Here is a 13,321-nt window from a genome sequence, read left to right as displayed (position 1 = left end):
AATGCTCGCTTTCTTGCGTATGGGCCTGACGGGGAGTGCGGAGCGGCGATCAGCCGACCGCGCCCTCCATCTGCAGCTCGATCAGCCGGTTGAGCTCAAGGGCGTACTCCATCGGCAGCTCCTTGGCGATCGGCTCGACGAAGCCGCGCACGATCATCGCCATCGCCTCGAACTCGGACAGACCACGGCTCATCAGGTAGAAGAGCTGGTCCTCGGAGACCTTGGAGACGGTCGCCTCGTGGCCCATGGACACGTCGTCCTCACGGACGTCGACGTACGGGTACGTGTCGGAGCGGGAGATGGTGTCGACGAGCAGCGCGTCGCACAGCACGTTCGACTTCGAGCCGTGGGCGCCCTCGCCGATCTCGACCAGGCCGCGGTACGAGGTGCGACCGCCGCCGCGCGCCACCGACTTGGAGACGATGTTGGAGGAGGTGTTCGGCGCCATGTGGACCATCTTGGAGCCGGCGTCCTGGTGCTGGCCCTCGCCGGCGAAGGCGATGGACAGGGTCTCGCCCTTGGCGTGCTCGCCCATCAGGTAGACGGCCGGGTACTTCATCGTCACCTTGGAGCCGATGTTGCCGTCGATCCACTCCATGGTCGCGCCCTCGTAGGCCACGGCGCGCTTGGTGACCAGGTTGTAGACGTTGTTCGACCAGTTCTGGATGGTCGTGTAGCGGCAGCGGGCGTTCTTCTTGACGATGATCTCGACGACCGCGGAGTGCAGCGAGTCCGACTTGTAGATCGGGGCCGTACAACCCTCGACGTAGTGCACATAGGCACCCTCGTCGACGATGATCAGGGTCCGCTCGAACTGGCCCATGTTCTCCGTGTTGATGCGGAAGTAGGCCTGGAGCGGGATCTCGACGTGCACGCCCTTCGGGACGTAGATGAAGGAGCCGCCCGACCACACGGCGGTGTTCAGGGCCGCGAACTTGTTGTCACCTGCGGGGATGACGGTCCCGAAGTACTCCTTGAAGAGCTCCGGGTGCTCCTTCAGGGCGGTGTCGGTGTCGAGGAAGATGACGCCCTGCTCCTCCAGGTCCTCGCGGATCTGGTGGTAGACGACCTCCGACTCGTACTGGGCGGCGACGCCGGCGACCAGGCGCTGCTTCTCGGCCTCCGGGATGCCCAGCTTGTCGTAGGTGTTCTTGATGTCCTCGGGCAGGTCCTCCCAGGACTCCGCCTGCTTCTCCGTGGAGCGCACGAAGTACTTGATGTTGTCGAAGTCGATGCCCGAGAGGTCGGAGCCCCAGTTCGGCATCGGCTTCTTCTCGAAGAGCTTCAGGCCCTTCAGACGCAGCTTGGTCATCCACTCCGGCTCCGACTTCTTGCCGGAGATGTCGCGGACGACCTCCTCGTTCAGGCCGCGCCTGGCTGAGGCACCGGCCACGTCGGAGTCGGCCCAGCCGTATTCGTACTTGCCCAGGCCCTCGAGCTCAGGGTGGACAGTCTCCGTGGGGAGAGTCATGCGGGGTTCCTCCCGGCCGTGCTTGCAGGTGCGTCAGTGGATGTCTTGGGGATGAACGTCGTGCAGACGCCGTCGCCGTGCGCGATGGTCGCCAGTCGCTGGACGTGGGTGCCCAGCAGCTCGGCGAAGATCTCCGTCTCCGCCTCGCACAGCTGCGGGAACTGCTCCGCGACATGGGCGACCGGGCAGTGGTGCTGGCACAGCTGCTCGCCGACCGGTGCGGTGCGCGCCGTAGCAGCGTACCCGTCGACGCTCAAGGCCTTGGCCAGCGCTTCGGCGCGCCTGTCCGGGGTGACGGCCTCGATCGCCTTGCGGTAGGCGCTCGCCTGGGCGGCGATCCGGGCGCGGGCGAAGGCGGCGACCGCCTCGGGGCCACCGCCCTGCTCGGCGATCCAGCGGAGCGCGTCCGCGGCGAGCTTGTCGTACGACTGGTCGAAGGCGTCCCGGCCGCAGTCGGTGAGCGCGAAGACCTTGGCGGGCCGGCCGCGGGTGCGCGTGCCGTACACCCGCTGCTCCCGCGCCTCCACGACGTCGTCGGCGACCAGCGCGTCCAGGTGGCGCCGGACGGCCGCGTGGGTCAGTCCCAGCCGGCCGGCGAGTTCGGCGACGGTCGACGGGCCGTGGTCCAGGATGGATCGCGCGACGCGGTTGCGCGTGGAGCGCTCACCGGTCGCGAGTTCCTCCTGCGGGGCCCCCAGGGGGGTCTCCCGAGCCTCGCCGACGTTTTTCACAACGCCATTGTTGCGTAATTCTTCAGAGCCTGACAAGCGCCGCCGGGATCATCGAGCGGTGCCCTGCGTCACTTAGGCATACCTAATCCGACCTGCGAAAATGATCTTTGATCGATCATTCCGGAAAGGCTGAGCGGCCAATTCGGTGGCATCGCGCGGGCCCGTCGGGAAGACTCCCGAACCATGCCGACACCCCCTCCGACCGGCCCTCTTGTCACCCGGGACACCGTCGCCACTCAGCTGCGCCTGCTGGGTGTCGAGTCCGGCGAGATCCTGCTCGTCCACTCCTCGCTCAGCTCCCTCGGCTGGGTCAGCGGAGGAGCCGTCGCGGTCGTCCAGGGATTTCTGGACACCCTGGGCCGGTCGGGCACGCTGGTCGTCCCGACCCAGTCCGGCGATCTGTCCGACCCGGCGGTGTGGGGAAACCCGCCGGTGCCCGAGGAGTGGTGGGAGCGGATCCGGGCGACCATGCCGCCGTACGACCCGCTGATCACCCCCACCCGGGGCGTCGGCGTGATCCCGGAGACCTTGCGGACCTGGCCCGGCGCCCTGCGCAGTGCCCACCCGCAGACCTCCTTCGCGGCACTCGGCCCGCACGCGCGCGAGATCACCGACGGCCACGCCCCGGACTGCCGGCTCGGTGAGCACAGCCCGCTGGCCCGGCTGGAGAATCTGGGCGCCCGGGTCCTGCTGCTGGGCGCGGGCTACGACGCCTGCACCAGCTTCCACCTGGCCGAGTACCGCATACCGGCGCCGCGCGTGGCGGTCGGCCGGCCCGCTCCCGGCGGCGGCTGGGAGACCGTGATCGAGGTGTCGATCAGCTCCGACCGGTTCGACGAGCTGGGGCACGACTTCGAGCGGGACCGGCCCGTCATACGGGGCACGGTGGGTGCGGCGGACGTGCGGCTGTTTCCGGTGGCGGACGCGGTGGCCTACGCGGAGCGGTGGCTGCCCCTGCACCGCCCCCGTGAGGAGGAGTTCCTGCACCCGCCCGTCTGAGCGGTCCGGCCTCTCCCTAGACTCTGGGTCCATGCGAAGTGAGCCCGTGGTCCAGGTCCAGGCCCTGGTGAAGCGGTATGGCACGAAGACCGCGGTGGACGGCCTCGACCTGGTGGCCGAGGCGGGCGTGACCGCCGTACTCGGTCCGAACGGGGCGGGGAAGACGACCACGGTCGAGACCTGCGAGGGGTACCGGAAGCCGGATGCCGGCACGGTGCGCGTCCTGGGCCTCGACCCCGTACGTCGGTCCGCCGAGTTGCGGCCCCGTATCGGTGTGATGCTCCAGTCCGGCGGCGTCTACTCCGGCGCCCGGGCCGACGAGATGCTCAGGCACGTGGCCAAACTGCACGCACATCCGCTGGACGTCGACGCGCTGATCGAGCGGCTCGGGCTCGGCTCCTGCGGGCGCACCTCCTACCGGCGGCTGTCCGGCGGCCAGCAGCAGCGCCTCGCGCTCGCCATGGCCGTCGTGGGGCGCCCGGAGCTGGTCTTCCTCGACGAGCCGACCGCCGGGCTCGACCCGCAGGCCCGCCGGGCCACCTGGGACCTGGTGAAGGACCTGCGCGCCGACGGCGTCTCGGTGATCCTCACCACCCACTACATGGAAGAGGCCGAGCAGCTCGCCGACGACGTGGCGATCATCGACGGCGGCCGGGTCATCGCCCAGGGCTCCCCGGAGGAGCTGTGCAAGGGCGGCGCCGAGAACACCCTGCGCTTCACCGGCCGCCCCGGCCTCGACGTGGGCTCCCTGCTGAAGGCGCTCTCGGCCGACTGCACGGCCGCCGAGCTGACCCCGGGCAGCTACCGGGTCGTCGGCAAGGTCGACCCGCAGCTGCTGGCCACCGTGACCTCGTGGTGCGCCCAGCACGGCGTGATGCCGGACCGCATCTCGGTGGAGCGGCACACGCTGGAGGACGTCTTTCTGGAGCTCACAGGCAAGGAGCTGCGCTCATGACCACCGCCACGGGTACCTACTCCCCGCAGCCGGGCGCGGCGCCCCTGCCCCGCATGATCGCGGCGCAGGCGGCGCTGGAGACCAGGATGCTGCTGCGCAACGGCGAGCAGCTGCTGCTGACGGTCGTCATCCCGACGCTGCTGCTGGCGCTCTTCAGCTCCGTGGACATCGTCGACACCGGCAAGGGCAAGGCGGTGGACTTCCTCGCCCCCGGCATCCTGGCTCTCGCGGTGATGTCGACGGCGTTCACCGGGCAGGCCATCGCGACCGGCTTCGAGCGCCGCTACGGCGTGCTCAAGCGGCTCGCCGCCTCGCCGCTGCCCCGCTGGGGCCTGATGACCGCGAAGACGGTGTCCGTGCTGGTCACCGAGGTTCTCCAGGTGATCATGCTGACGGCGATCGCCTTCGCCCTGGGCTGGTCCCCGCACGGCGACCCCGCCGCCGTCCTGCTCCTCCTCGTCCTCGGTACGGCCGCCTTCTCCGGGCTCGGCCTGCTGATGGCGGGCACCCTGAAGGCGGAGGCGACCCTGGCCGCCGCGAACCTCGTCTTCCTGCTGCTGCTCGTCGGCGGCGGCGTCATCGTGCCGCTGGACAAGTTCGGCCCGGCCGCACAGCACGTGCTGGGGCTGCTGCCCATCTCCGCGCTCTCGGACGGCCTCCGGGGCGTGCTGCAGCACGGCGCCGGCATGCCATGGGGTGACCTGGGGATCCTCGCGGTGTGGGCGGTCGCCGGTCTCGCGGCGGCGGGAAGGTTCTTCCGCTGGGAGTGAGGGCACGGTGGACCCTCGTGAACGCGTGCACAAGCGGCGGCCTACGATGGTGCGCGTGCCCAAGCTGAACCCCGCCGACGCCGCCGCGGCTCTGCGCAACCCGCTCGCCTTCATCGCCGCACGCTGGACCCCGCAACCGAGGACCGTCCAGCGGGCCGCCCTCGCCGCGCTCGTGATGTCCGTGGTCATCGTCGTCACCGGGGGTGCCGTACGCCTGACCGGGTCGGGCCTCGGCTGCCCGACCTGGCCGGAGTGCACCGACGGCTCGCTGACCCCGACGAACGCGCTGAGCTATCACAGCGCGATCGAGTTCGGCAATCGCATGCTGACGTACGTGCTGTGCGCCGCGGTCGGCTGGGCGATCATCGCCGCCCGCTCCCAGAAGCCGTACCGGCGCAGTCTGACCCGGCTGGGCTGGGCGCAGTTCTGGCTGGTGATGGGCAACGCGATCCTCGGCGGCATCGTGGTGCTGGTGGGTCTCAACCCGTACACCGTCGCGGCGCACTTCCTGCTGGCGACGGCGCTGATCACGGTTGCCGCGGTGATGTGGCAGCGCACCCGCGAGGGCGACACCGCGCCCCGGCCGCTGGTCGGCAAGGCCGTGCAGCAGCTGGTGTGGTTCCTCGTCGTCGCCTCCGTCCTGCTGATCGCGGCCGGCACGATCGTCACCGGCGCGGGCCCGCACGCGGGCGACTCCAGCGACGTCAAGCGCATCCCGATCGACTGGGAGACCGTCGCCAAGCTGCACGCCGTGTTCGCCTGGATCGTGGTGACCCTCACCTTCGCCCTGTGGTTCGTCCTCAAGGCGGTCGACGCCCCCAAGGGGCCGCTGGACCGCACCCGGGACCTCTTCGTGCTCCTGCTCGCCCAGGGCGTCATCGGCTACGTCCAGTACTTCACGCACCTGCCCGAGGCCATGGTCGGCCTCCACATGCTCGGCTCCTGCCTGGTGTGGATCGGAGTGCTGCGGGTGCTGCTGTCGCTGCGCGAACGCCCGGACGCCACGCTGGACCTGTCCGGCCCTTCGGCCGAGGTGCCGATGGGCACGCGCGCCTGAGGCCCGTCCGGCGGACCCTGTCGCGGACGGCGGGGCGGCACACCCTCCCCCACTGCCTCAAGGGCATGGGGACCTCAGCGGCGTTGTCGTCGGTCGCCGACGCTCGAACATTCCCCCACGCCCGGCTGCGCTCGCGCGGGAGGGACCTCTGACGCGGGGGCCATCGCCCCCGCTCACCTGCGCTGATAAGGCGCCGCCGGCTTCCTGCGACCTGATCCGCCGGACAGGCCCTGGCCGCGGGGGCGGCTCAGCCGGTGCGGCCGGTGCCGCTCAGCCCGTACACCCGGCGGGCGTTGTCCGCCGCGACCATCCGGGCCACCCGCTGCCCGTCCTCCAGGGACCAGGCGCCGTCGGCGACCCAGGTCCCCAGGACCCGGCCCAGGGCCTCACGGAACAGGCGGGCGCCGACGACGTGCAGTTCGGGCAGGCCGTGGGCGCCGGTGGAGAAGAGGATCTTGCCGAAGGGGGCGAGCTCCAGGATCTCGGCGAGGACGGTGGCCGCACGGGCGCCGGTGCGGACGAGTGCGGCGCCGGAGTCGGTGTAGACGTGCGGGAAGACACCGGCCAGGTGGGCGGCGTGGCGGTGGTACGGGTAGCCGTGCAGCAGGATCAGGTCGGTGCCGAGGCCGGCCGTGGCGCGCACGAAGTCGGAGAGCAGCACGGGGTCGGTGCGGTCGATGCGGGAGCCCGGCTCGCCGAGCCCGGCGTGCAGTTGGAGGGGCAGGCCCGAGGCTACGCCGATCCACAGCAGGTGCCGTAGCAGCACGGGGTCCGTGAGCGCCCCGCCGACCCGCCGCCCGGCGAACCAGCGGCCCGCCGCGCCCCGCACCTCCCCCGGCCCCGGTGGCTCGGGCGCGAGGGCCAGGCCGTGTCTGAGGCCCGCGACGGAGGTGAAGGCGACGGCGTTCGCGGCTGCGCCGTGCACGGACTCGGCGAGGTTGGCCAGGAAGGACTCGACGGTGCCGGACGTGTCGGCGACCTGCTCCGCGAGCAGTTCGAGCCGGACGATCTCACGGGCTTCGGCGGCCCCGTCGCAGGCCATCTCGGCGGGGCCGGTGAGGTCGCCGGGCAGGCCGGTGTCGACGAGATAGGTCGTGATGCCGCTGCCGCGCAGCAGCCTGCGGCCCGCTTCCAGGACGCCCAGTTCGCGGCGCCGGGCCAGATAGCGGGCGGGCGCGCAGTGCGGTTCCAGGCCGAGCAGGGGCGGGCACCAGCGCCGTACGGCGAATCCTGTCTGGGTGTCGAAGAGCGTGGTGCCGGGGGCCGGTGGGCCCTCGGTGCGGGCGAGTTGGGCCTCGAAGGTGCCGAGGCCCAGTTCCGTCCGCAGTACGCCGTGGCAGTACTGGTCCACGAGGGACGGCGTTTCGATCATCCCGGCCTCCCCGCGTGCGCTGGCTTTTGCGGCCTAACGAGTGAACGGGGTTCGAGGTCGCGGATCAGCTCGGGGAGTGCGCTGGTTTGGCGGCTTACGGTCGTCCGTGGCTGCTCGCTCCCACGCGGCGGAGCCGCATGTCGATACAGCCCCGCGCCCCTGCGGGTTGGCTGTTCAGCCGCCGATCTGAATGCCGGCCATCCGCTTCCACTCGTACGGGCCCGTCTTCACCTTCGCCGCGAACTCGCCGTCGAAGGACTCGTGGACGGTGATGCCGGACTTCTCCACTGCCTTCTCGGCGATCTCGGTGCTGGGAGCGACCAGGTCGCCCCAGCCGCCGTCCTCGCCGACGAGGACGATCCGGGCGCCGCGCTCGCCGATGTGGGCCACCTGGCCCTCCGCGCCGCCGTGTGCCTTGGCGAAGGCGCTGATCTGGTGGGCGAGCCGGGCCGCCGTGCGCTCGGCCTTCGGGTCAACCTGCTGCGTGTCTGCCATGGCCAGGATGCTACCCACGAGTAGATCAAACGGCGACGGGAGGGGTGCGTGGCCTTGACCACGCACCCCTCCCGCCAGGGACACGAGGAGCGTCAGCGCAGGAACGGGTCCACTGCGACGGCGACGAAGAGGATCGACACATAGGTGATCGACCAGTGGAAGAGGCGCATCTCCTTCAGCTTCACGCCGGTCACCTCGGCCTTCGCCCGGTTCTGCAGGCCGTGCGCCTCCCAGAGCCAGTAACCGCCGGCCGCCAGGGCGACCGCCATGTAGAACCAGCCGGTGTAGCCGAGCGGGGTGGGGAGCAGCGAGACCAGGACCATCACCCAGCTGTAGATGACGATCTGCCGGGCGACGACCTTGTTGGAGGCGATGACCGGCAGCATCGGCACGCCCACGCGCGCGTAGTCCTCCTTGACCTTCATGGACAGCGGCCAGTAGTGCGCCGGCGTCCAGAAGAACATGACGAGGAAGAGGATGACCGGCGCCCAGGACATCGAGTTCGTGACGGAGGACCAGCCGATCAGCACCGGCAGGCAGCCGGCGATGCCGCCCCACACGATGTTCTGCGACGTGCGCCGCTTGAGGATCATCGTGTAGACGACGACATAGAAGAGGAGCGCGCCGAGCGAGAGCCAGGCGCTCAGCCAGTTGACGGTGAGGCCGAAGAGCAGCGTCGAGACGACCGCAAGGGTGATGCCGAAGGCCAGGCACTCACGCGGGCTGACCATGCCGGTCACCAGCGGCCGCTGTGCGGTGCGGTCCATCAGGGCGTCGATGTCCCGGTCGATGTACATGTTCAGCGCGTTGGCGCCGCCCGCCGAGAGGTAGCCGCCGACGCAGGTCAGCAGGACCAGCTTCAGGTCGGGCACACCCTGCTGTGCGAGGAACATGACCGGAACGGTGGTGATGAGCAGCAGCTCGATGATCCGCGGCTTGGTCAGCGCCACAAACGCCTTGACACGGGCCCCGAACGGCCGGTGAACCGGGCCCTGGCTCGCACCACCGAGCACACCCGGTGGACGGGATTCGACGGCCGTCACGCACACCCCTGACAGAGACATCCCAGCAAGCCTCCCCGTGTGAAGTCCCGGTAAAGGCTCGCGCGTACCACGCCACTTTAGACGTTGCCCATACCCCGGCCTTCGCGGGGGTGGGGTCGTGTTGGCACCCGTCCCATAAGAGGGGTCCTACCTCTCGATTGAGCGCTCAGATGACAGGCGCCGTATTCATGTGCCAAATGGCGTGTCGGCCAGTCGGGAGGCGGATCGCACAGACTCCCGGCAGTCTGGATTGAGTCGAAAAAACGCACGTCCTCACGGGGGTAGGCTCGGCAGCGGCCGGCGGGCAGAAGCACGTCGGCGGCCGGGTGGGCGTATGCCCCGATCGACCGGCGAACGACATGTGGAGAGGAGCCCTGACCCAGGGTGAGCACCAAGCCGACCACCACAGACCTTGAGTGGACCGACCTGGACCAGCGGGCCGTGGACACCGCCCGTGTTCTGGCCGCCGACGCCGTACAGAAGGTCGGCAACGGCCATCCCGGTACGGCGATGAGCCTGGCTCCGGCCGCCTACACCCTCTTCCAGAAGGTGATGCGGCACGACCCTGCCGACCCGGAGTGGGTCGGGCGCGACCGCTTCGTGCTGTCCGCCGGCCACTCGTCCCTGACCCTCTACACCCAGCTCTACCTGGCCGGTTTCGGCCTGGAGCTGGAGGACCTGGAGTCCTTCCGCACCTGGGGTTCGAAGACCCCGGGCCACCCGGAGTACGGGCACACCAAGGGCGTCGAGACCACCACCGGTCCGCTCGGCCAGGGCGTCGCCAACGCGGTGGGCATGGCGATGGCCGCCCGCTACGAGCGCGGCCTGTTCGACCCGGAAGCGCCGCAGGGCGAGTCCCCCTTCGACCACTTCATCTACTGCGTCGCCGGTGACGGCTGCCTCCAGGAGGGCATCTCCGCCGAGGCGTCCTCGCTGGCCGGCCACCAGAAGCTCGGCAATCTGATCCTGCTGTGGGACGACAACCACATCTCGATCGAGGGCGACACCGAGACGGCCGTCTCCGAGGACACCGTCAAGCGCTACGAGGCCTACGGCTGGCACGTGCAGCGCGTCGAGGCCCAGGACAACGGCGACCTGGACCCGCAGGCGATCTTCGCCGCCGTACAGGAGGCGAAGAAGGTCACGGACCGGCCGTCCTTCATCGCGATGCGCTCGATCATCGCCTGGCCGGCCCCGAGCGCCCAGAACACCGAGGCCGCGCACGGCTCGGCGCTCGGCGAGGAGGAGGTCGCGGCCACCAAGCGCGTCCTCGGCTTCGACCCCGAGCAGCACTTCGCCGTCGAGGACGAGGTGATCACGCACACCCGCAAGGCCCTGGAGCGCGGCGCGCAGGCGAAGGCCGAGTGGGAGAAGTCCCTGCAGCTGTGGCGGGACGACAACCCGGAGCGCGCCACCGAGTTCGACCGCATCAGCAAGGGCGAGCTGCCCACCGGCTGGGAGGAGAAGATCCCGGTCTTCGAGCCGGGCAAGGGCGTCGCCACGCGTGCCGCCTCCGGCAAGGTGCTGCAGGCGCTCGGCGCGGTGGTCCCCGAGCTGTGGGGCGGCTCCGCCGACCTCGCCGGCTCGAACAACACCACCATCGACAAGGAGAGCTCCTTCCTGCCCGAGGGCAACCCGCTGCCCGAGGCCAAGCCGTACGGCCGTACGATCCACTTCGGCATCCGCGAGCACTCGATGGGTGCCGAGATGAACGGCATCACGCTGCACGGCAACACCCGTGTCTACGGCGGTACGTTCCTCGTCTTCTCCGACTACATGCGCAACGCGGTGCGGCTGTCGGCCCTGATGCACCTGCCGGTGACCTACGTGTGGACGCACGACTCCATCGGTCTCGGCGAGGACGGCCCCACCCACCAGCCGGTCGAGCACCTGGCCTCGCTGCGCGCGATCCCCGGTCTGAACGTCGTCCGCCCGGCGGACGCCAACGAGACCGCGATCGCCTGGCGCGAGATCCTGGGCCGCTACACCAAGGAGTTCGGCAAGGGCGCCCCGCACGGCCTCGCGCTGACCCGCCAGGGCGTGCCGACGTACGAGCCCAACGAGGATGCCGCGCGCGGCGGTTACGTGCTCTTCGAGGCCGAGGGCGGCCAGCCGCAGGTGATCCTGATCGCCACCGGTTCCGAGGTGCACGTGGCCGTCGAGGCGCGTGAGCAGCTGCAGGCCGAGGGCGTTCCCACGCGTGTCGTGTCGATGCCGTCCGTCGAGTGGTTCGAGGAGCAGGACCAGGGGTACCGGGACTCTGTGCTCCCGCCGTCCGTCAAGGCCCGCGTGGCCGTGGAGGCGGGCATCGGACTGACCTGGCACCGCTATGTCGGGGACGCCGGCCGCATCGTTTCCCTGGAGCACTTCGGTGCTTCCGCCGACGGCAAGGTGCTCTTCCGTGAGTTCGGCTTCACTGCCGAGAATGTGGCTGCCAAGGCCCGGGAATCCATCGCCGCCGCCCAGCGCTGACGCTCATATACGACACGTAGGAGATGTAATTCCATGACAGACGCACTCAAGCGCCTCTCCGAAGAAGGCGTCGCGATCTGGCTGGACGACCTGTCGCGCAAGCGGATCACGTCCGGCAACCTCGCCGAGCTGATCGACCAGCAGCACGTCGTGGGCGTCACCACCAACCCGACGATCTTCCAGAAGGCGATCAGCGGGGGTGACGGCTACCAGCAGCAGGTCACGGACCTCGCCGCCCGCAAGGTCACCGTCGAAGAGGCCATCCGCATGATCACCACGGCGGACGTCCGCGACGCCGCCGACATCCTGCGCCCCGTCTTCGACGCCACCGGCGGTCAGGACGGCCGGGTCTCCATCGAGGTGGACCCGCGTCTCGCGCACAACACGGCGGCCACCGTCGCCGAGGCCAAGCAGCTGGCCTGGCTGGTCGACCGGCCCAACACGCTGATCAAGATCCCGGCCACCAAGGCGGGTCTGCCGGCGATCACTGAGGTCATCGGCCTCGGCATCAGCGTCAACGTGACCCTGATCTTCTCCCTGGAGCGCTACCGCGAGGTCATGGCCGCCTACCTGGCCGGCCTGGAGAAGGCGAAGGAGCGCGGCCTGGACCTGTCGCTCATCCGTTCCGTGGCGTCCTTCTTCGTGTCCCGTGTGGACACCGAGATCGACAAGCGCCTGAACGCCCTCGGCACCGACGAGGCCAAGGCGCTGCGCGGCAAGGCCGCCGTCGCCAACGCGCGCCTCGCCTACCAGGCGTACGAGGAGGTCTTCTCCTCGGACCGCTGGAACCCGCTGGAGAACGCGGGCGCCAACAAGCAGCGTCCGCTGTGGGCGTCGACCGGTGTGAAGGACCCGTCGTACCCGGACACGCTGTACGTCACCGAGCTGGTCGCGCCGAACACGGTCAACACCATGCCGGAGGCCACGCTGGAGGCCACCGACGACCACGGCGAGATCACCGGCAACACCGTCGCCGGCACCTACGAGCAGGCCCGCACCGAGATCGACGCGATCGAGAAGCTCGGCATCTCGTACGACGACGTGGTGCAGGTGCTGGAGGACGAGGGCGTCGAGAAGTTCGAGGCATCCTGGAACGACCTGCTGAAGTCCACCCAGGCGGAGCTTGAGCGCCTCGCCCCTTCGGAGGGCTGACTTGTCACCCCTTACCGGTTCCGGAGCGAACCCGCTTCGTGACCCGGCCGACCGACGGCTCCCGCGTATCGCGGGGCCGTCGGGTCTGGTCATCTTCGGTGTCACGGGCGACCTGTCCCGCAAGAAGCTGATGCCCGCGGTGTACGACCTCGCCAACCGGGGTCTGCTGCCGCCGGGCTTCTCGCTGGTGGGCTTCGCCCGCCGCGAGTGGGAGAACGAGGACTTCGCCGCCGAGGTCCACGACGCCGTCAAGGCGCACGCCCGTACGCCGTTCCGGGAGGAGGTCTGGCAGCAGCTCATCCAGGGGATGCGCTTCGTCCAGGGCACCTTCGACGACGACGATGCCTTCGAGCGGCTGCGCGCCACCATCGAGGAGCTGGACAAGGCACAGGGCACGGGCGGCAACTTCGCCTTCTACCTGTCGGTGCCGCCGCGCTCCTTCCCGGTGGTCATCCAGCAGCTGAAGAAGCACGGCCTGGCCGACCAGACGGGCGGTTCCTGGCGGCGCGCGGTCATCGAGAAGCCGTTCGGCCACGATCTGGAGTCGGCCGAGGAGCTGAACAAGGTCGTGCACGAGGTGTTCGAGCCGGACCAGGTGTTCCGGATCGATCACTACCTCGGCAAGGAGACCGTCCAGAACATCCTGGCGCTGCGCTTCGCCAACACCATGTTCGAGCCGATCTGGAACCGGTCCTTCGTGGACCATGTGCAGATCACCATGGCCGAGGACATCGGCATCGGCGGCCGCGCCGGCTACTACGACGGCATCGGCGCCGCCCGTGACGTCATCCAGAACCACCTGCT

12 protein-coding genes are annotated in these 13,321 nt (G+C 69.9%); 7 read left to right on the top strand and 5 right to left on the bottom strand.

The window, feature by feature from the left end; genetic code table 11:
* Positions 1–49: 49 nt before the first annotated feature.
* Both sufB and AV521_RS29410 read right to left on the bottom strand, forming a co-directional pair.
* Positions 50–1,471 (bottom strand): Fe-S cluster assembly protein SufB, encoded by a 1,422-nt coding sequence (gene sufB / locus AV521_RS29415; protein WP_076092455.1) that lies wholly within the window; start codon positions 1,469–1,471, stop codon positions 50–52.
* The gene (locus tag AV521_RS29410) at positions 1,468–2,202 is read right to left on the bottom strand and encodes a metalloregulator ArsR/SmtB family transcription factor (RefSeq protein ID WP_076092453.1); all 735 of its coding nucleotides are present in this window, start codon (positions 2,200–2,202) and stop codon (positions 1,468–1,470) included. Before AV521_RS29410 ends, sufB begins: the two co-directional genes overlap by 4 nt.
* Positions 2,203–2,385: 183 nt before the next feature.
* On the opposite strand from AV521_RS29410, the gene AV521_RS29405 reads away from it, so the two are divergent.
* Genes AV521_RS29405 through AV521_RS29390 form a run of 4 tightly spaced genes read left to right on the top strand, consistent with a single transcriptional unit; the run spans position 2,386 to position 5,983 of the window.
* Positions 2,386–3,201: an aminoglycoside N(3)-acetyltransferase gene (locus tag AV521_RS29405; RefSeq protein ID WP_076092451.1), complete on the top strand. Its 816-nt coding sequence runs from the start codon at positions 2,386–2,388 to the stop codon at positions 3,199–3,201.
* A gap of 31 nt (positions 3,202–3,232) precedes the next feature.
* On the top strand, positions 3,233–4,156 hold the full coding sequence (locus AV521_RS29400; protein ID WP_076092449.1) for an ABC transporter ATP-binding protein: 924 nt from the start codon (positions 3,233–3,235) through the stop codon (positions 4,154–4,156).
* Positions 4,153–4,926: an ABC transporter permease gene (locus tag AV521_RS29395; protein ID WP_076092447.1), complete on the top strand. Its 774-nt coding sequence runs from the start codon at positions 4,153–4,155 to the stop codon at positions 4,924–4,926. The genes AV521_RS29400 and AV521_RS29395 overlap by 4 nt, the downstream gene beginning before the upstream one ends.
* Positions 4,927–4,972: 46 nt before the next feature.
* Complete coding sequence (locus AV521_RS29390; protein WP_076092445.1) at positions 4,973–5,983, top strand: heme A synthase; 1,011 nt, start codon at positions 4,973–4,975, stop codon at positions 5,981–5,983.
* A 247-nt stretch (positions 5,984–6,230) separates the two neighbouring features.
* Here AV521_RS29390 and AV521_RS29385 read toward each other — a convergent pair whose 3' ends face one another.
* From AV521_RS29385 to AV521_RS29375, 3 genes are all read right to left on the bottom strand, one after another.
* On the bottom strand, positions 6,231–7,355 hold the full coding sequence (locus tag AV521_RS29385; protein ID WP_076092443.1) for an amidohydrolase family protein: 1,125 nt from the start codon (positions 7,353–7,355) through the stop codon (positions 6,231–6,233).
* Between the two features lie 174 nt (positions 7,356–7,529).
* Positions 7,530–7,850: a hypothetical protein gene (locus AV521_RS29380; protein WP_076092718.1), complete on the bottom strand. Its 321-nt coding sequence runs from the start codon at positions 7,848–7,850 to the stop codon at positions 7,530–7,532.
* A gap of 92 nt (positions 7,851–7,942) precedes the next feature.
* Positions 7,943–8,899 (bottom strand): heme o synthase, encoded by a 957-nt coding sequence (locus AV521_RS29375; RefSeq protein WP_076092441.1) that lies wholly within the window; start codon positions 8,897–8,899, stop codon positions 7,943–7,945.
* A 378-nt stretch (positions 8,900–9,277) separates the two neighbouring features.
* Between AV521_RS29375 and tkt the strand changes: the two genes are divergently transcribed.
* From tkt to AV521_RS29355, 3 genes are all read left to right on the top strand, one after another.
* On the top strand, positions 9,278–11,365 hold the full coding sequence (tkt, locus tag AV521_RS29365; RefSeq protein WP_076092437.1) for a transketolase: 2,088 nt from the start codon (positions 9,278–9,280) through the stop codon (positions 11,363–11,365).
* Positions 11,366–11,398: 33 nt separating this feature from the next.
* A complete protein-coding gene (gene tal / locus AV521_RS29360; RefSeq protein WP_076092435.1) occupies positions 11,399–12,517 on the top strand; it encodes a transaldolase in 1,119 nt (372 codons plus the stop codon).
* Position 12,518: 1 nt separating this feature from the next.
* Positions 12,519–13,321, top strand: an 803-nt coding sequence (locus AV521_RS29355) for a glucose-6-phosphate dehydrogenase (RefSeq protein ID WP_143658664.1), incomplete at its 3' end; no start/stop codon positions are given.

This window comes from Streptomyces sp. IMTB 2501 (genome assembly GCF_001953885.1).
Taxonomy (GTDB): Bacteria; Actinomycetota; Actinomycetes; order Streptomycetales; family Streptomycetaceae; genus Streptomyces.
The sequence above is the reverse complement of the archived record's forward strand: the minus strand, read 5'-3'. Positions and strand labels throughout refer to the sequence as shown.

Coding starts and splice junctions, on each gene's coding strand:
- sufB (WP_076092455.1), bottom strand. CDS start 1,471: ATGACTCTCCCCACGGAGACTGTCCACCCTGAGCTCGAGGGCCTGGGC.
- AV521_RS29405 (WP_076092451.1), top strand. CDS start 2,386: ATGCCGACACCCCCTCCGACCGGCCCTCTTGTCACCCGGGACACCGTC.
- AV521_RS29400 (WP_076092449.1), top strand. CDS start 3,233: ATGCGAAGTGAGCCCGTGGTCCAGGTCCAGGCCCTGGTGAAGCGGTAT.
- AV521_RS29395 (WP_076092447.1), top strand. CDS start 4,153: ATGACCACCGCCACGGGTACCTACTCCCCGCAGCCGGGCGCGGCGCCC.
- AV521_RS29390 (WP_076092445.1), top strand. CDS start 4,973: ATGGTGCGCGTGCCCAAGCTGAACCCCGCCGACGCCGCCGCGGCTCTG.
- AV521_RS29385 (WP_076092443.1), bottom strand. CDS start 7,355: ATGATCGAAACGCCGTCCCTCGTGGACCAGTACTGCCACGGCGTACTG.
- AV521_RS29380 (WP_076092718.1), bottom strand. CDS start 7,850: ATGGCAGACACGCAGCAGGTTGACCCGAAGGCCGAGCGCACGGCGGCC.
- tal (WP_076092435.1), top strand. CDS start 11,399: ATGACAGACGCACTCAAGCGCCTCTCCGAAGAAGGCGTCGCGATCTGG.